This window comes from Sutcliffiella sp. NC1, from assembly GCF_027594365.1.
Lineage (GTDB): Bacteria > Bacillota > Bacilli > Bacillales > Bacillaceae_I > Sutcliffiella > Sutcliffiella cohnii.
In genome coordinates this window covers 607,847-625,991 of record NZ_CP115153.1, presented here as the reverse complement: position 1 = coordinate 625,991, position 18,145 = coordinate 607,847, and the positions used below count along the sequence as shown (strand labels likewise).

Here is an 18,145-nt window from a genome sequence, read left to right as displayed (position 1 = left end):
TCCTAAAAATTATGATGAGGTGTTTGTTTGTGTAATTTTAACTATAATATAGTGACAGATAGATTAATAATAAGGCCATATATCAAAGGAGATTTTTCAAATTGGTTAACCCAATTTAATAATAGATTGCCTTCACAGCACAAATATGATGACGGTAAAATAGATATGAGCATTTGCACTAAAGAATGGTTTGGAGAATTGTTAAATAACCAGCAACAGATGGCTTTGGATGACAAAGTATATGTATTTGGTATATTTCGAATAGAAGATAATGCTCATTTAGGTGCAATAGATTTCTCTACAATTATGAGGGATGATTTTCAATGGGCAAGATTAGGTTATACAATTCATAACCAATTTTGGAGACAAGGTTTTGGAAAGGAAGCTGTAAAAGCAGCAATAATTCTTGCTTTTAATAAGCTAAACTTTCACCGTATAGAAGCACACATTAATCTCGATAATACTCCTTCGATAAAATTAGCCGAAAGTGTTGGAATGCAATTTGAATGTATAAGAAAAGGTTTTATCTATGAATTTGATGAATGGACTGATAACTTAATTTACTATATAAATTCAAAATAATTTTTATTGAAAAACGTATGCTTTAGTACAATAAGCAACACTAATTCCAAAAATGAAAAACGCCCTAAAGCAAAGGGCGTAGTATTCGTTTATTAACCCCTCAATTATTAAGATCAAAAAGACCTGGGGCATGCTCATTTGGCATATCTGGCATTTCCGGAACTGGATAGCCTTGTGGTGGATCAATGACTGCCAACTCTCCGCCATTTCTGCTTGGAGTTGTCCCCTGAAAGATTTCACCAATTCTCGTATCATCTAGGCGGAAGTTGAATTGGGCATTATGGAAGCCCATTTCTACATATTTACGACATTCTGGATATTTGTTTAAATCATAGTTGGGAATCGGAAATAGCTTTCCCCAATCGACACCTAATGTTTCTAATGCTTTAGCAAATGCATTTTGATGGGCATTATCACGTACAATTAAGAAAGCGATTGTTTCCCTTAGCGTTTTATTGCTGCTCATCTCGTAAATTCTCGACTTCTGAAGAACACCGGTCGACTCTAGCACAACATTATTAAGTAAATTTGCCACAAGGTTTCCATGGTCATATACCCATGAACCATTCCATGGATTGCCACCTGCATCAACCGGCAGTGAAGCTTTAGCTCCCATAATATAATGGTGAGGGTTTGCGCCAGACTGTATAACATCATCTAATGGAGCCGCATCAGATGCCTGGTTTCCTGGCATATCCCCTCCCGATTCGTTTAAAAGTTGGTTAATTGTCGTTTGAACGAGCTCTACATGACTAAGTTCTTCTAGAAATATTCCTCGGATTAGGTCACGATATTGTTTCGCTTTCCCCCTGAAATTTGCACTTTGGAATGAGAATTGCATCAAAGTTCTCATTTCACCAAATTGCCCTCCAAGTGCTTCCTGAAGAACTTTTGCCGCATGAGGATCTGGTTTATCAGGCACAATCATATTAATTAAATCTTCTTTATAAAAATACATATTATCTACCATCCACCTTTCAATTAATTCTTATTTATATTGCCAAAAAGGAAGGGTTAATATTTCATGAAGATATAGGTAAACGTTATATCTTGATTCAACAGGACAGGTTTGTTGAATTGTCATATACAGACTGGTATGCTGAAAAATGACGTTTTTATGTTTATGTCTGTTAATTAAGCTGATTGGAGAGTTTATAATGGGAAATACAGATAAGTTTGAAATGATAGCTAATAAATATGACACACCTGAAAGAATCGAAATTGCAAATGTATGCTCAGATGCCATCCGCAATCATTTAGTTGACGCTAAAAGTAAATCTGCAATCGATTTTGGGTGTGGAACTGGGCTTGTCGGAATGAGTTTGTTAAACGAGTTTCATTCTGTACTTTTTCTTGATTCGTCACAAAATATGATCAATGAAATAGAACAAAAAATAGCTGATTTTAATATTCATAATGCAGATACACTATGCTTTGATATTGAAAAGGAAAGACCGACTGATTTACAAGCTGACTATATATTTATGGCTCAGGTTTTACTTCATATTCCTGATGTTGAATTTGTTTTATCAAGACTGTTTGATGTTCTGAATGAAGGTGGACATCTACTAATAGTGGATTTTAATAAAAATGAAAAAGTTGTTTCAGATATTGTTCATTACGGATTTAATCTAGAAGAGTTAGCAGACAAGATGACTAAAATCGGGTATAGGGACATTCAATTCAAAACTTTTTATACTGGAAATAACCTATTCATGGGACAAGATGCATCTATGTTTATTCTTGATGCAAAAAAGGGAAATCGATAAAGAATAAAATTTACGGTTAAAAACAACACAGCGAACGAGTAAAGGAGTTAGTGTTGAAATAACAGAGAGCGTTTCTTCAAGAAGGAGAAATGCTTTTTTTGTGGAAGTTATTGTACTAACTGGGAGAAGAGTTAAAATGGTAGTGTCAAAAGTTCTATGAAAAACTAGCACGGTTCATACTACCTACCATTTATTAGGTGGAATTGCTCGCTATCGCTCTTGACAAACACACCAATGGTTTATTCGGAGGTCAATCAAGGGCGAAGGGAACAAAAGAAGGCATGCTAAATAAACCCTTGACTCTTTCCATTTTAAACCATTGGTAAGTTCGGTTTGTCAAGAGTTCGCTTCGCCGATAGCTGAATAGGGCTCAGCTAAACAAAAGTTAGGCTGACTGTTGTTGAATCCAGTCCTGGGCTAATCCAATAAGGGCTGTCCATCTCGCTGGCATGGTTGGTAGCTTTTCTAATTCTGGAATTGTTACTGGCACTTTACCTTCAAGTGAAGAATGTGGGCGCAAGAAGTTAAAGTAAGCCACAAACAATGTCACAAAAGAAACAGAACCTTGTTCAGAACCAAAGCCGTGTGTCGATCGATAATTTCCTTTAAACGTGCGATTTAGTCTCTCGATGATTTGCTTGAGAGGTCGATACTCTCTGGAGACATCATCTTCATTTGTTAGCCCGATGACCTGTTTTACGTCAAACGATATGTGGTTTTCTGCGAAGAAATGCTGTGCCAACAAGTAAATAGGGTTACCATCTACTACAAATTGTAGGTTTTCGGGTATTTCTTTCAGCTTCACTAGTACTTCATCAATCGCTCGTATTGCTGTTGCGGTGTCGCGATTTGGTGACACTGGATACGAAAGAATGACTTTCTTGACCGCATCAAAAAAGAAAAACAGATAATGCCAACGACCGTTGACCCGGATGTACGTTTCATCCCCACAGAATTGATCCGACAGCTCATACGGAAAGTAGTCAATATAAGGCTTGAGCCATAATGCGACGCTGTTTTCGTAGTTTAGGATACTTTGATGGGAGACAGACACGCCGTGAATATCCTTCATGATCGCTGCCGTTTTACGGGCCGATAATCCGTAATTGACATGGTACGTCAAGATGAGCCCAAGTGTATGCGGTGAAACATACAATCTTGATAAATCGACTTTTGGCTGCTTTGGTGATTGTTTGGATAACGGTTGATAGTCGATGTGGAACTTCCGGTAAATGTAGCGAACTTTCAGCGATTGTGGATCTTCTTTAAACTGTTTTTTCTCTTTTTTAGTCATGGCATTCAAGTTCTTTTGATAATAAGAACAACGATCATTTTTACACTTAAACACGTGAAAATCTTTTCGTTCTTTAATTTTTTCTAGCGTTTTAAGACAGTGAGGACACTTAAGGATGGCCTCTTTCTGATAACGACTCTTTTTATTGAAAACACACGCACACACCTTACATTGATATTGTCCTTTTCCTCCGTTGTTTGCGTACAGATACGCAGAAGGAGCACCACACTTCGGACAACATAATGTAGACGGTACAGGTGTAGAATTCGATCGACGCTGTACTGGTTTTAACGGTTTCCCTTTGGAATGAAGGTGTTCCGCTAATAAAAGTTGATAATTGAGCATTTTAGGTTTTTCAATGATAGGTAAATCATCAATTTGAAGCTTTCGATAAGGCTGATTAACAGGAGCTTCTTTTGGTTTATCGAACATGCTTTTTCCAATCAATAGAGTGAGCAAAGTTCGAATAATTTGTTCTTGATAGTTTATAAAAGTTAATAAATAGGTTATAATTTGTGGGTACAAATTGTCACTTCCTTTTCTGGAATTGGGTGTGTGGTAACCTCAATTATCTACAGAAATCAGGGGGTGGCAATTTTTTTGCTTATAAAGCCCTCTAATATAGGATTTAATAACCTATTTCTATATAAAGTTTTGACAATACGGTTAAAATAGGGGGCGTAAATTTATGAAAAGAACCGTAATTGGCGGATTTATAATGTTAGGTGGATTATTAACCACATTAACAATTATTTTATGTGGAACTATATATGCAATTCATATTACGGCATGGTCTGGTAAATCAAAGTTATGGCATGCAATCTTTGGAGCGAAACAATTTGGAAATGAAGTTGTACAGTCATTGTTCTTAGGATTTCCATTCATATTAGGAGTGATTTTTACACTTATAGGTCTAGTTATTTTAGGAATCGAATATTATAAAACTATCGAAAAGCAAGGTTAAGTAAATTTTTTGGTTCCAACTAAATTTACCTAATAGATTAACATTTTTTACTGTTCAACTTACGGGGCATGTTAGTGAAACGAAGAAAAAAAGTGAATGCGAATAGAATTATGTAAGATAATCAATATGAGGCGTGATTTTTAATGATGAAAACCGATTTGTATGAAGCCTGTAAAATAAAAGCGTTTATTTTTATAGAAAAGCGGCTGATTTTACTGATGTTTATTGCATTCATGACGGGTTGTTCAATAGAAAATTTTGACCCAAAACCTCCTCACACAACAGGGTATATTCTCGAAGTAGATGGGAAAGGTTTATTGGTTGCAGAACGTATATCTTCTAAAGAATTTGATGAAATAAAAGATATTCCAATTGAAGAGTTGATGGATAGAAACCTCTCCTTACTTTATATAACTTACGATGATTTAAAGGGTTTAAAGTAGGTAATGAGGTCGACATTTGGTTGGATGGCGAAGAGATTGAAGCAAGTTATCCAGGTAAAGCCAAGGCGGTGAAAATTGAGTTAAGAAAGTGAATTTCAAAAAACAAATGGAACCTCCAAATTCGCGGAAGTTCCATTTGTTAATTTTTATTTAAATACCGGCTCTTTAAATTGCTCTAGCTTTTCTAATGAAGATTTTTCTACATCTTCATGTAAGCTATTACCGTGAGAGTCCATTGTCACAACTGCTGTGAAGTCTTCTACATTTAAATGCCACATTGCTTCCGGGATACCGAATTTCATTAAGTCTACTCCGTCTACCCCTTTAATACAATCTGCATAATATTGTGCCGCTCCACCGATTGCATTTAAGTATACACCGCCGTGTTCTTTTAAGGCAGCTAGCGTTTTCGCACCCATACCACCTTTTCCGATAACGGCACGGATACCGAACTTCTTCATAATATCACCTTGGTAAGGCTCCTCACGAATACTTGTCGTTGGGCCAGCTGCTTTTACGTGCCAGTTTCCATCTTCGTCTTTCATCATAACTGGTCCACAGTGGTAAATGATTTGACCATTTAAATCAACAGGTGCGTCGTTATCCATTAAATATTTATGAATCGCGTCACGGCCAGTGTACATTCTACCTGTAATGCGTACAACGTCCCCTACTTTAAGCTCGCGAATTTGTTCTTCTGTTATCGGAGCAGTTAACACTACTTCACGTGAATCTTTCTTATCAGAAGCCTCTTCCACTTGCTCATCTTTAAAGTCAATCATGTCGCCATCTTGGTATAACCATTCCATAATTTCGCCTGTTTCCGGATTAATTTTCATCCCTAAGCGACGGAATGCCCAACAGTTGTACGCAACAGATACGAAGAAGCTTGCTGGAATACGGTTCATGACGCCAACTTTACAGCCTAGTAACGTCGTTTCTCCACCGAAGCCCATTGTTCCGATTCCTAGTTTGTTTGCATTTTCCATTACGTACTCTTCTAATTGACGAAGCTCTTCTACTGGATTTGTATCATCGTTGCTGCGGAATAATTGCTCTTTCGCAAGCTCGTAACCAGATGTACGGTCTCCACCAATTCCAACTCCGATGAATCCAGCACTACAACCTTGTCCTTGTGCTTGATAAACTGAGTGCATAATACATTTGCGAATGCCGTCTAAGTCACGACCAGCACGTCCAAGTCCTTCTAGCTCAGTCGGTAAGCTATATTGAATGTTTTTATTTTCACAACCGCCACCTTTTAGAATAAGGCGAGCATCGATGTAATCTTCTTCCCATTGTTCGAATTTAATAACAGGAGTTCCTGGTCCTAAGTTATCTCCACTGTTATCTCCTGTTAAAGAATCAACCGAGTTTGGACGTAGTTTCCCATGTTTTGTTGCTTCTGCCATTGCTTTATAAATGGCGTCTTTTATTTTTAATTGGTTTACGCCAACTGGTGTTTTAATTTTGAAAGTTGGTAAACCTGTGTCCTGACAAATTGGTGATACGTTTTCATCAGCCATTTTAATATTATTTGTGATCGTCGCTAGTGACATTGCAGCGCGTGTTCCAGCACTTTCGCTCAACTTTGCTTTTGCAATCGCACGACGAACATCTTTCGGTAATTTCGTAGATGTTTCAACAACTAGCTCATACAAGCTGCCTAATATTTTTTCCATTTTAAAAATTCCTCTCCTATCCCCGTATATAGTGAGTATTTTATATATAAATAATTGTACAATAATTATTATACTGCTAATTACGGATTGGGGAAAGGAATTTGTAACCGTCTACAAATTACTGTGCTGATTGCCTGCTCTTTTATTCCATTGGGGTCTTTTTATCGGCCAACTGGAGTTTGTTTTGTGCCAACTGAGTCGCTTTTTCGGCCAACCGGAGTTCCTTTTCCGCCAACTGAATTGCTTTTTCAGCCAACTGGAAGTCCTTTTACGCCAACTGAATCAATTTTCCGGCCAACTGGAAGTCCTTTTCCGCCAACCGAATCGTTTTTTCGGCCAACTGCTCTTCCTTTCGCGCCAACAACCCCCGCTTTTCGGCCAACCCGACTTTCCATTGCGTCAACCAGCACCCTTTTTCAACCATTGAACTTCATTAATATCAAATTGTCAGGCTAATCCACCATACTTACTCCTTACCGAATAAAATAAAAAAAGTCCAAAAAGTCAGCCGCTACTGATTTTTGGACAGTCCCTAAGTTTACCACTCTTTTTTAAATTGATTATACTTCACTTCTAAGTCATCTAACATTTCAATTAATCGATCGATGTCTTCTACCTCAGTTGATTCAGGATCCATTGAGTCGATTACCTCTAGGAACATATTTAATCGATTTTTTAAGTATGATACTTGATCGTCTTTGTTATGTGTTGCCTTACCCATTGTTTTGACCGCTCCTTTCTTTCTTAGTTAATAGTACTGAAACCGTTTGTTCGTTGCAAGTGTTCGTAAAATTCACGGTCTAATTCGTTCACTTTCATGATACAATGAAGAGTAATTTTGTTTTAGAAGGAGTTTAATATAAATGAAAACGAAAGCACCTTTACAAGCTATTACTCCAAGCTTTGACCCTTGGGAAGCTTATTTAGATGTAGAACAATACGGCAAAATGACACTAACGAACGTTGAATTTACGACTACTACTATTTGTAACATGCGTTGTGAGCATTGTGCAGTTGGTTATACGTTACAGCCGAAAGACCCTGATGCACTTCCGTTAGAGTTGTTAATACGCCGATTAGAGGAAATTCCTCACCTGCGTTCTATTAGTATAACGGGTGGAGAACCGATGCTCTCTAAAAAATCCGTTACTGATTACGTCGTGCCTCTGTTAAAGTATGCCCATGAAAGAGGGGTTCGCACTCAAATAAACTCAAATTTAACGTTAGATCTTGCTCGTTACGAACTAATCGTTCCTTACCTTGACGTTTTGCATATTTCTCATAACTGGGGAACTATCGATGATTTCGTCGAAGGTGGTTTCGCGATGATGGAGAGAAAACCTTCCTATGAACAGCGGGCGAAATACTTCCAAAGAATGATTGATAACTCGAAAGCATTAACAAAAGCTGGAGTTATTGTTTCCGCCGAAACGATGTTGAATAAGCGAACATTACCTCATATCGAAAACATTCATAAACAAATTGTGGAAGAAATGAATTGTCAGCGTCATGAGGTGCACCCTATGTACCCTAGTGATTTCGCAAGCAACTTGGAAGTACTTTCATTAGAAGAAATGCGCGACGCTATCCATCGTTTATTAGACATTCGCGACGAAAATGTGTGGATGCTTTTCGGTACGTTGCCGTTTTATGCTTGTAGCTCTAACGAGGAAGATTTAGCTCTTTTGAAAAAACTGTACGCAGCGAAAAATGTGACGGTTCGTAATGACCCAGACGGTCGCTCTCGACTTAACGTGAACATTTTTAACGGGGATATTATCGTCACTGACTTTGGTGATACACCAGCGCTTGGAAATATCCGAACTACTTCTCTTCCTGAAGCTTATAACAAATGGAACGAAAGTAATATCGCTAAACAGTTAAGCTGTCATTGTCCAGCTGTTCAATGTTTAGGACCGAATATATTAGTAAAAAATGCGTATTATCCAAACGTTGATTTTTCTACAAAGAGCGCAGTTTTATCAAAATAAAAACAGAGTCTCTCAACCTTTATTCTGGGTTGGAAGACTCTTTTTTCTTATCTAGGTCGGTCGCTTGCAGCAAAAATGAATGATGCGTGATCTTGGATAGGAATCCATGCACCAATTCCTTGAGAAGTTACATTTTTCACAACAATTGCTTTTTTACTACCTTTTAGCTCTAAATAGACTTCCCCATATGTTACTTTTCCTTTTTCATTTACAGCTGGAGAATACGCATATAAATAGCCAAGTTTATTAACGGGAACGTTATACACCTGGTCTTTTTTCGTGCCTGCTCCAATAATTGTGCTGAAGGATAATGGTAACTTCGTTTTTTCCATCGCTTTTAACATCATCATTTGTTTCACTTCGCCATCGCTTGCGACTTTAGAGGTTAAACCGCCTTTAATATGCTTTTGTGCTTCTTGACGATATTTCATTTGAACCGGTGCTTTTCCACCGCGATTATCAATGTAGTTCGTGTTGATTTTTTGGTATTCCCAGTTTACGTTCGTCTCTGCCGAATCGTAATAGAGCGGCCATTGTCCTAAATAAATGGTTGCTCTGTACCCTAACGCTACAGGCGAAGGAGAAATATTTGATTCGTTTAACATTTTAATGAGCTGTGGATTTTCAATTTTCACGTTAGAAGAATCAATTAGTTCTTGTGTTAATTCACTAGGCTGTAAATACGGAATATCCTCCGTTGGGTTTGGGTACGTATTTTCTTTTGAAATATCGAGCACGGAGCTTGGTATTTGAACTTTTCCTTGCTGCTTATCTTCTTGCCCTTTCTCTGCCGAATGAGCTGATGGAGCGATAATAAACATTAACATAAAAACGAGCATTACTTTGAAGAGTCTCACGTTGCTAAACTCCTTTCACTAGCCTTTTTATTTTGTTTGCTTTTATTTTTTTCGAATAGAAGGAATATTATCCACGTTCGGCATAAAAAATTAGTTGGAGGAAAGTAGTCTAGTGTATTTTGCAAAACTACTCTTGGGGTTAGACTTTCTTTTTCTAGATAAATTTCACTTTCTGTTTAACTCAACTGGGGTTCTGTTCAACAACCTGGGTTTTCTATTCAACATCCGCTCCGTTCTGGACAACTGCTTCAAATTTGAAGTTACATCTCCCAGCCCATTTCACTTTCTGTTCAACTCAACTGGATTTCTGTTCAACAACTTGAGGCTTCTGTTCAACATCCGATCCGTTCTAGACAACTGCTCCAAATTTGGAGATACATTACCCAACCGATTTCACTTTCTGTTCAACTCAACAGTATTTCTGTCCAACAACTTGGCGGTTCTGGTCAACATCCGCTCCGTTCTGGACAACTGCTTCTAATTTGAAGTTACATCTCCCAGCCCATTTCACTTTCTGTTCAACTCAACATGATTTCTGTTCAACAACTTGGGAATTCTGTTCAACATGCGCTCCATTCTGGACAACTACTTCTTGTTCGGAGTTACAGCTCCCAGCCGATTTCTCTTTCTGTTCAACTCAACAGCATTTCTGTACAACAACTTGAGGGTTCTGTTCAACATGCCCTCCGTTCTGAACAACTACTCCTACTCAAACACAAAAAAGACCATATAAAAATATGGCCGCATATATGGAATATTTAATTAGTTTTCACCTGGGAAAAGGACGGCTAAAACAATAACATCCTTTTCTACCAATTTGTAATAGACTCTAAATTTCTTTACTACAACTCTTGAGATACCTTATATTTACCATATTCTTCTGTATACAATTTACCTATTACATTATTTTGCAGTAGTTCTTCGGTTTCTAAGATAAACTGAGAAATAAAATCAAGCGTTTCTTCTGGTGTAAACCTTTCACTTCTAAACGAAGTTAGTTTTTCCTTAACAGCAGGGGACCAAATAATATTTCGACCAATCATTACATAAAATCCTTTTTAGTAAGTGATTTTAATAACTCTGTCGTAGTCATACCACGCCCATTTTCGTACTGTTCCATACTCTCCTTTAACATAAGCTCGAGTTCAGGATTTTCTTCTGATTCAACCTTTATGGTTTTTTTATCTTCTTCTTGTAGGACAAGAGTAAATTTCCCTTTACCTGGAATAGAAAACTGAAATACAGAATTTTCACTATTCATATTAGCAATATGATTCATCAGTTCTTCGGAAGAATGTATTTTCCCCATAAAAATCACCACCATTATAATTCTTTCTATTATAATAACATATTGATTTCATGTAATATACTACAGATTATCCCCAAAGCGCTCTGTTTCACTGCTTAATATGCAAAAATAAAACACGAGAGATCCTCACCCCTCGTGCATCCATTTCCCATATAGTTTTTCCATTGTCGGAAAGAACAATTGAATGATTGGTCCTACTCCAAACGTAACGATAATAGTCCCTAATCCAATTGGGCCGCCGAAGATTAAAGCAAGTACTAGTGCAATTAATTCGCCTGTCATTTTTGCTGTCATTAGCTTAAATCCAAGTCGGTCTTGTAGTGCCAACATTAAGTTATCGATTGGGATAACTGGGAATTTCGCCTGTAAATACGTTGCAATTCCAAGGCTCAGTAACGTCATACCGGCAAGTAAAACGAGCAATTTGAATAGGAAGCCCGTTGGTTCTAAGTTGGACAACATATATAGCCAAAAATCAATAAACGATCCGACTAAAAAGATCGTAATGACTGCTAAATAATCAGGTTTATGTTTTCTTAAGAAAGCATTAACTACAATTAAAATAATACCTACGATAAATACCCAACTACCAACCGTTAGGCCGATTCTAATTGAGAGACCAACGTTTAACGCGTCCCACGCTCCTGCACCTAAATCTGACACAATCGTTAAACTAACGCCAAACGATAAAATGAGTAATCCTATTAAGTAAAAAACAGCTCTTTTTAACATGTGTATCTCCTTCTTGTTATACCTTGTCCTACTATTGTAAACAAAAAATATCTCATTTATGAAAAAAACTTTAAATTTATCAGAATATTTACAACTGTCCAACTATATAGTATAGTATACTTAAAGTGAGGGAGGGATATAGAGTAACTACAACCTTGAAAGGAGGTAGCATTACTCCGAACATCAGTTAACCTTTTAAAAGTTAAGTTCCTACTATCCTTCAGTGTAATACTTAAGAAATTTAATTTTTCACATTGTCCTATGTTCTTGAAGACTCTAGCGGCTTCCCCCCGCGGAGTCTTTTCTTTTTTTTGAAACTTAATTTATTCTACTATTTCAAATGATTCCGTTACTTCGATGCTATTGATAACAGATTGGACCATTGGACAGTTTTTTCGAGCAAGTTCCATTGCTTGCTCTACATGTTTTTCAGGCAAATTCTCACCTTTAATAATATAGTGCAAGTGGATTTTTTCAAGTCGATTTGCCTCCTGCTCGTTTCGTTCCACCTTTGTATGTATATGCATATCTTTTACGGTTAGACGCTTTTTTTGAAGTATTTTTCGCAAGACCCCTCCGCTACATACTGCAATGGATGAAACCATTAACTGGTATGGTCGAAAGCCGAACTGCTCATCACCTGATACGTGAAGTTCCCCATAAGGTAAATCAGCCAAGAATCCTCCGTCTTTCATTTTAAATTCCATCATTATCCCTCCTATTCTCTCTTCATTCAATTATATTACAATTACTTTTTAGTTACTTCTTTCTAGCTTGAACTAATTGATGAAAAACTCTTGTTTTGTCTACATTTTACAGTTAACATCTATTATGGTGTAAAGATAATATTATATCTTAATTAACAGCATAATTCTACAATTGTCGACAACAGGCAATTTCGTATATGTAGGAGGGTTTTATGAATCGGTTTCGGTTTTGGATTTTAGTTAGTATTGTTGCAATATCCGGTTTTAGTCAAGGGATGCTACTGCCACTTATTGCGATTATTTTTGAAAATGCAGGCGTATCTTCCTTTTTAAACGGAGTAAATGCAACTGCTTTATATATTGGAGTACTTCTCGCTTCTCCTTTTATGGAACAACCTTTACGGAAGTACGGTTATAAACCAGTCATTATTATTGGTGGCTTGCTCGTATTTCTTTCTCTTGCGATGTTTCCACTCTGGAAAACGTTTTGGTTTTGGTTCGTGTTACGACTATTAATTGGAATCGGTGATCACGCCCTCCATTTCGCAACGCAAACTTGGATTACTGCTTTTTCACCCGAACATCGCCGTGGTAGAAACATCTCTCTTTATGGGCTTTTCTTCGGAATAGGATTTGCTGCTGGGCCGTTAATGACTCCTTTAGTACAAATTAATGAGGCATTACCGTTTATCGTCTCGTCTGTTCTTTGTTTAATCGGTTGGGCGTTTGTATTCTTCCTGCACAACGATTATCCAGAACAAGATATTGAGATGAACTCGTTTTTCCATACGTTGAAAAGGTTTAAACTAGCATGGAAATATGGATGGATCGCGTTTCTTCCCCCGCTCACGTATGGGTTTTTAGAAGCTTCATTGAATGGTAGTTTTCCAGTTTATGCGCTCCGAATAGGGTTCGAAGTAAGCAATGTTTCCATTATATTAGCTGCCTTTGCAATTGGAGGAATTGTTTTTCAGCTGCCACTCGGGATGTTAAGTGATAAATGGGGACGGAAAAACATTCTTGTCGCTGTATTCCTTTTAGGATTTATCACCTTTACAACAGCGGGATTTTTAGAAGGCTACTTTTTCGGTCTTGCCATTACTATCTTTCTAGCCGGTATGTTTGTTGGCTCGACTTTTTCATTAGGGATAGCATACATGACCGATCTTATGCCTAAAAACTTATTACCAACCGGAAATTTAATGTGTGGGATCTTTTTCAGTTTTGGAAGCTTACTAGGTCCTATTCTCGGTGGATTGTTCATTCAACTGTTTGAAGGAATTAGTTTCTTTACCATTATTAGTACGTTATTTTTAGTCATCACTATACTTCTCATCACAAAAGGAAAAAAATCTTTAGTTGGGAAAACGGCTTAAAAGTAGTGACATAACGAGCTGTTGTTGTTTATAATAAAGGTAACTAAAAAATTAAATAATCTAAAAAAGAAAAGCTATAATGCTGCTATCGTAACCCGATGGCAGCTTTCGTCGTTTTATAGGGGAAGTGACGTTGATAATCATTAGCAAGAAGAAAAGCGGAGGTAGGTCGTTGGGTTTTTATAAAATAAAAAATAACTAGCTTTTTCCCTTGACTTAATTTATAATAATTACTATATTATAATTATTATAAATAAGAGCATCACTGTAAAATACAATCTATTAATCTTATACTAAGGAGCGTGGAAAAGGATGAATGCTGAAACGAAGCAAATGACTACACCTATTGCGATGAACAATGAAGAAAAAGTTAGCTTAATAGAAAAAGGGAAACAACATATTGAATTACTATTTGCCATTATTTCAGGTGTACTTATTTTAGTTGGTTGGTTATTAATGAACGTTGAGCTTACAGCCGTTTCCGTACCTATATTTATTTTAGCTTATGTTATTGGTGGCTTCTTCAAAGCGAAGGAAGGCATTGAAGATACAATTGCAGAAAAAGAATTGAATGTTGAAATGTTGATGATCTTTGCGGCGATTGGTGCTGCTATTATCGGGTATTGGATGGAAGGAGCTATCCTCATTTTCATTTTTGCATTAAGTGGTGCACTAGAAACGTACACGATGAACCGAAGCAATCGTGAAATATCTGCGCTAATGGACATTCAACCTGAAGAAGCATTGCGTATTGTTGGTGGTCGTGAAGAAAAAGTTCACATCTCTGAATTACAAATTGGCGATACGATTTTAGTAAAGCCTGGTGAGAGAATTCCAGCTGATGGCGCGATCCTTCAAGGAACTTCAAACATTGATGAAGCTGCTATTACTGGAGAGTCGATGCCACTAAGTAAAAAAGAACAAGATATTGTTTATGCAGGAACGATGAATTTAAATGGTTCGATTACAGTGGAAGTAAAAAAACGAGCAAACGAAACTCTTTTCCAAAAAATCATTAACCTTGTCCAAAACGCTCAAAGTGAAAAATCCCCTTCTCAACAGTTTATTGAACGTTTTGAAGGTCCTTACGTAAAAATCGTTCTAATCGTTGTCGGACTTATGATGTTTTTACCTGTTCTACTTCTAAGTTGGAGTTGGAACGAAACGTTTTATCGCGCGATGATATTACTCGTTGTTGCCTCACCGTGTGCCTTAGTTGCATCTGTTATGCCAGCAACTCTTTCAGCTATCTCTAACGGTGCTAGAAAAGGTATTTTGTTCAAAGGTGGCGTTCACTTAGAGAACTTAAGTAACCTACAAGCGATTGCTTTTGATAAAACTGGAACGTTAACGAAAGGGAAGCCTGAAGTTACCGATGTTATTGTTCGGGACGATTGGACAAAAGAAGATTTCCTATACACGGTTGGCTCGATTGAAAGCCATTCAAACCATCCGTTAGCACAAGCGATTACGGCGTATGCGAAAAAAAACAGCACGAAACCGTTACAACGTCCAGACCAACTAGAAGATAAGGCTGGTTGGGGAATTGTCGGAACTATAAATAATAAAACGATACTAATCGGGAAAGCTGATTTTGTTGGTAGAGATGAAGCGCTGAAATTTGCAGATACGTCAGCATTTGCCCAAGAAGGAAAAACAGTCGTATTCGCAAAAGATGATCAAGGAATTTGTGGTGTTCTTGCATTAAAAGATATTGTTCGTCAAGAAACGGCTGCAGCCATTAAACAGCTTACTTCCTTAAACGTTCAAGCTATTATGTTAACAGGTGATAGCAAAACAACAGCTAGTGCGATTGCAAAAGAAGCAGCCATTACTAACTATATTGCGGAATGTTTACCAGAAGAAAAAGTGAGTTCTATTAAAGATTTAAAACAAAAATATGCAGCAGTTGGGATGGTTGGTGACGGTATTAATGACGCACCTGCACTTGCTACTGCAAACGTCGGAATTGCAATGGGTGAGGGTACCGATGTTGCATTAGAAACAGCGGACGTTGTATTAATGAAGAACGATCTAAATAAAATCGCGGAAGCCATTGAATTATCGAAACGAATGAACCGGATTATTAAACAAAATGTTATTTTCTCCATTACCGTTATTATGTTACTGATTGCTTCTAACTTTTTACAAATTATTGACTTACCTTTCGGTGTGATCGGTCACGAAGGAAGCACGATACTCGTTATTTTAAACGGTTTAAGACTGTTAAAATAACGTAAGCAAAACAAAAAAGCTCGAAAAATAAATTAAAGGACGGGGTTATTCTAAAAGTCAGTCTTTACTGACTCTTAGAACAACCCCGTCCTTTCTTATTCAACTAACGATCGTTTAGTCCTGATTAAACCATAACGGATCTTTGTCATCGACATCGCCATTATAATTGATTAGAATCTCATCGCCCTTTTTAATATTTGTGAATGCATAGAATTCAAATGTATGATTTCTAAAATTAATTTCATAATTTGCATTAGGTTCATAAGAATGGTTAAATAACATTCCATATCCTAGAAGGATTGCTGAATGGTTTTCCCCATACTCAAAAGCGTAATCAGCGAGATTTGTTTTCTCGATATGTTGATGCTGGTCGTTCGGATAAGATAGTACAGGCGCTTCATGTATAAGCTCTCCTTTTTTAATATCACGTGTAGCAAATACCCCTCTATTGAATTCCCCATCACTAACTGAAGATGTTTTTACTTCAATCATGTTGTTCACCTACTCATTTTTAAGAATTAATCTTTCTTACTATAACATTAATTTTAACATGGGACTCTAAAATGATACTTTTAAACCATCGTAACCTTTCAAAAAATCACCATAAAGAATAGGATAAACAGTATTAAAGTATACTATCTATCCTATATGTAAATATTAGCACTTTTTTGCGTATTTTAACTCTCTTTTTTGCGATACCTTTCTCTCACGAAAAAGAATAACGTCATTACAATAGCTATTAGTGTAATCGATACTAAACCTTTTTCTGCCGATATTATAGGAGATGCTTCTTTCGATTGAGCCGTCTCAATTGGAAAAATTCCGCCATCAATTCCCCCACGCTCACCCGGCTTTAATTTTTTCACATTTTCTAGTAGCTTCTCACCGAAATCTTTAGCATCTACATCACTATACGTCGTAAATTCAGACGGTTCTGGAACCTTCATCATATACTCTTTTCCATTCACAGTTTCGTAAAGTATGTAATATTTATTTCCGATTACGATTAGTAGAGGATCTATTATCGAGGTTGACTTTTCTACTGAATGGATCATGCTTATAAGATTTTTTGCGTCGCCTCCAAACGAAACGGCACTATAGTTACCGTTATTAGCATCTTTCGCTACCCTTAGTATAGAAGACACATCATTACTAGAAGTAACGAAAAACTCCCACTCGTCCGTCGCAATTGTAGCTTCTCTTATTTTTTTATATTTTTTACTTTCTAGCACATCAAAATCTAATTGAAAAATTTCTACTCCAAAAGCTATTTTTGCCTCGTTTAGCTGTTGAACGCTTTCGTATCCGTAGCCAGCATACTCATGGGCAACGACGCGCTTAAACGTTTCTAGCCCTTCATTTGCCGCTTCTAGTAGTTCTTCGGATTGGTCGGAAGCTTTCGCAACATGTAAACTAAGCGACAATAAAATAACTAATATACTACCTATCCATTTCATCAAAATATCCTCCCCTCCTATCTAACGTTATATAAAGTACCATCCCAATGTCTTGATTTCGATGTTCCGCCACGAAAATCGTTGTACGCCATTGAATATCTAGTTCCATTAGCTGGATCCATGTAGGAAACATAATTAGTTCCTGATTCTGTTACGTATCCTCTTATGACAACGGCATGCCCACCCGTTCGATTTCCGGAGCTGTACCATGATAGCCCCGCATAAATGGGACGATTATTGTTTACTTGGTTGACAACTTCGTTAAAGCTGATCGCACTAGTAGATTGTGAACTACTAACACCCCAATTTAATAACCCTGACCTCACTTCTCTGTCTGTTGCTGATTGGTTCGCTGTTGACCCTTTTACAGTTCGAGCAAAACTAGACTGATTGATGTTTTTTCCTTTATACCCTAATATCGATACACCTGAAGCTGACCAGCACCAAAGTGATTGTTCCTGTTTAACATTCGGTACAGCTAAAAACTTAGAAGAGATATTGGCTTTTACTTCTATTGTCGTAACGATAAGTAGAAAGGTTACAAAGATGATTATTTTTTTCTTCACATACATTCCCTCCATTTCATTTCCACTTATATAAAATTTTTCCGTAATATGTAAGCGAAGTCAACATTCTTTTGGGAATAATACGAATATTCACACCCTTACAATTAGCAACAAAAAAACGCGTCATAGAGGCGTAAAGCTCTACAACGCGTTTTTCACTATTTAATGATATCCGTTTTGG

General features: G+C 37.1%; 21 protein-coding genes. 8 read left to right on the top strand and 13 right to left on the bottom strand.

Going from position 1 to position 18,145, the window contains the following annotated elements:
• Window positions 1-27 precede the first annotated feature (27 nt).
• A complete protein-coding gene (locus O1A01_RS03120) occupies window positions 28-582 on the top strand; it encodes a GNAT family N-acetyltransferase (protein WP_066413922.1) in 555 nt (184 codons plus the stop codon).
• Between the two features lie 100 nt (window positions 583-682).
• On the opposite strand, the gene O1A01_RS03115 is transcribed toward O1A01_RS03120, so the two are convergent.
• On the bottom strand, window positions 683-1,540 hold the full coding sequence (locus tag O1A01_RS03115; protein WP_066413926.1) for a manganese catalase family protein: 858 nt from the start codon (window positions 1,538-1,540) through the stop codon (window positions 683-685).
• Window positions 1,541-1,739: 199 nt separating this feature from the next.
• Here O1A01_RS03115 and O1A01_RS03110 point away from each other — a divergent pair, with 199 nt between their 5' ends.
• Window positions 1,740-2,351 (top strand): class I SAM-dependent methyltransferase, encoded by a 612-nt coding sequence (locus O1A01_RS03110; protein ID WP_270065539.1) that lies wholly within the window; start codon window positions 1,740-1,742, stop codon window positions 2,349-2,351.
• A 385-nt stretch (window positions 2,352-2,736) separates the two neighbouring features.
• Here O1A01_RS03110 and O1A01_RS03105 read toward each other — a convergent pair whose 3' ends face one another.
• Window positions 2,737-4,170, bottom strand: coding sequence for a DDE-type integrase/transposase/recombinase (locus O1A01_RS03105; RefSeq protein ID WP_270064909.1), 1,434 nt, complete (start codon window positions 4,168-4,170; stop codon window positions 2,737-2,739).
• 163 nt (window positions 4,171-4,333) lie between these two features.
• Between O1A01_RS03105 and O1A01_RS03100 the strand changes: the two genes are divergently transcribed.
• The 3 genes from O1A01_RS03100 (at window position 4,334) to O1A01_RS25395 (ending at window position 5,144) form a co-directional block, all read left to right on the top strand.
• Complete coding sequence (locus O1A01_RS03100; RefSeq protein WP_066413930.1) at window positions 4,334-4,609, top strand: hypothetical protein; 276 nt, start codon at window positions 4,334-4,336, stop codon at window positions 4,607-4,609.
• A gap of 143 nt (window positions 4,610-4,752) precedes the next feature.
• Complete coding sequence (locus tag O1A01_RS03095) at window positions 4,753-5,052, top strand: hypothetical protein (protein WP_270065538.1); 300 nt, start codon at window positions 4,753-4,755, stop codon at window positions 5,050-5,052.
• A gap of 20 nt (window positions 5,053-5,072) precedes the next feature.
• Window positions 5,073-5,144: a hypothetical protein gene (locus tag O1A01_RS25395; RefSeq protein ID WP_443081807.1), complete on the top strand. Its 72-nt coding sequence runs from the start codon at window positions 5,073-5,075 to the stop codon at window positions 5,142-5,144.
• 54 nt (window positions 5,145-5,198) lie between these two features.
• On the opposite strand, the gene O1A01_RS03090 is transcribed toward O1A01_RS25395, so the two are convergent.
• From O1A01_RS03090 to O1A01_RS03080, 3 genes are all read right to left on the bottom strand, one after another.
• The gene (locus O1A01_RS03090; RefSeq protein WP_270065537.1) at window positions 5,199-6,734 is read right to left on the bottom strand and encodes a fumarate hydratase; all 1,536 of its coding nucleotides are present in this window, start codon (window positions 6,732-6,734) and stop codon (window positions 5,199-5,201) included.
• A gap of 248 nt (window positions 6,735-6,982) precedes the next feature.
• Entirely contained in the window at window positions 6,983-7,129 is a 147-nt protein-coding gene (locus O1A01_RS03085) for a hypothetical protein (RefSeq protein ID WP_270065536.1), read from the bottom strand.
• Window positions 7,130-7,272: 143 nt separating this feature from the next.
• Window positions 7,273-7,455, bottom strand: coding sequence for an SE1561 family protein (locus O1A01_RS03080; protein WP_066413942.1), 183 nt, complete (start codon window positions 7,453-7,455; stop codon window positions 7,273-7,275).
• 142 nt (window positions 7,456-7,597) lie between these two features.
• On the opposite strand from O1A01_RS03080, the gene yfkAB reads away from it, so the two are divergent.
• Window positions 7,598-8,725: a radical SAM/CxCxxxxC motif protein YfkAB gene (gene yfkAB, locus O1A01_RS03075; RefSeq protein WP_270065535.1), complete on the top strand. Its 1,128-nt coding sequence runs from the start codon at window positions 7,598-7,600 to the stop codon at window positions 8,723-8,725.
• 47 nt (window positions 8,726-8,772) lie between these two features.
• Here yfkAB and O1A01_RS03070 read toward each other — a convergent pair whose 3' ends face one another.
• The 5 genes from O1A01_RS03070 to O1A01_RS03050 all read right to left on the bottom strand — a co-directional run bounded on the left by O1A01_RS03070 (window position 8,773) and on the right by O1A01_RS03050 (window position 12,330).
• Window positions 8,773-9,552 (bottom strand): YfkD famly protein, encoded by a 780-nt coding sequence (locus tag O1A01_RS03070; protein WP_084380296.1) that lies wholly within the window; start codon window positions 9,550-9,552, stop codon window positions 8,773-8,775.
• An 872-nt stretch (window positions 9,553-10,424) separates the two neighbouring features.
• Entirely contained in the window at window positions 10,425-10,625 is a 201-nt protein-coding gene (locus O1A01_RS03065; RefSeq protein ID WP_235858325.1) for a hypothetical protein, read from the bottom strand.
• The gene (locus O1A01_RS03060) at window positions 10,625-10,891 is read right to left on the bottom strand and encodes a hypothetical protein (protein WP_066421288.1); all 267 of its coding nucleotides are present in this window, start codon (window positions 10,889-10,891) and stop codon (window positions 10,625-10,627) included. The genes O1A01_RS03065 and O1A01_RS03060 overlap by 1 nt, the downstream gene beginning before the upstream one ends.
• 126 nt (window positions 10,892-11,017) lie before the next feature.
• Window positions 11,018-11,623 (bottom strand): YczE/YyaS/YitT family protein, encoded by a 606-nt coding sequence (locus tag O1A01_RS03055; RefSeq protein WP_066421287.1) that lies wholly within the window; start codon window positions 11,621-11,623, stop codon window positions 11,018-11,020.
• Window positions 11,624-11,946: 323 nt separating this feature from the next.
• Window positions 11,947-12,330, bottom strand: coding sequence for an OsmC family protein (locus O1A01_RS03050; RefSeq protein WP_066421286.1), 384 nt, complete (start codon window positions 12,328-12,330; stop codon window positions 11,947-11,949).
• A gap of 212 nt (window positions 12,331-12,542) precedes the next feature.
• Here O1A01_RS03050 and O1A01_RS03045 point away from each other — a divergent pair, with 212 nt between their 5' ends.
• Window positions 12,543-13,706 carry an MFS transporter gene (locus O1A01_RS03045; RefSeq protein WP_270065534.1) on the top strand — a complete coding sequence of 388 codons (1,164 nt, stop codon included), beginning with the start codon at window positions 12,543-12,545 and terminating at the stop codon, window positions 13,704-13,706.
• A 312-nt stretch (window positions 13,707-14,018) separates the two neighbouring features.
• Window positions 14,019-15,941: a heavy metal translocating P-type ATPase gene (locus O1A01_RS03040; RefSeq protein WP_443081795.1), complete on the top strand. Its 1,923-nt coding sequence runs from the start codon at window positions 14,019-14,021 to the stop codon at window positions 15,939-15,941.
• 114 nt (window positions 15,942-16,055) lie between these two features.
• On the opposite strand, the gene O1A01_RS03035 is transcribed toward O1A01_RS03040, so the two are convergent.
• From O1A01_RS03035 to O1A01_RS03025, 3 genes are all read right to left on the bottom strand, one after another.
• The gene (locus O1A01_RS03035; protein ID WP_066421281.1) at window positions 16,056-16,433 is read right to left on the bottom strand and encodes an SET domain-containing protein; all 378 of its coding nucleotides are present in this window, start codon (window positions 16,431-16,433) and stop codon (window positions 16,056-16,058) included.
• A 185-nt stretch (window positions 16,434-16,618) separates the two neighbouring features.
• On the bottom strand, window positions 16,619-17,401 hold the full coding sequence (locus O1A01_RS03030; RefSeq protein ID WP_270065533.1) for a hypothetical protein: 783 nt from the start codon (window positions 17,399-17,401) through the stop codon (window positions 16,619-16,621).
• A 14-nt stretch (window positions 17,402-17,415) separates the two neighbouring features.
• Window positions 17,416-17,964: a papain-like cysteine protease family protein gene (locus O1A01_RS03025; RefSeq protein WP_270065532.1), complete on the bottom strand. Its 549-nt coding sequence runs from the start codon at window positions 17,962-17,964 to the stop codon at window positions 17,416-17,418.
• Window positions 17,965-18,145: the final 181 nt, after the last annotated feature.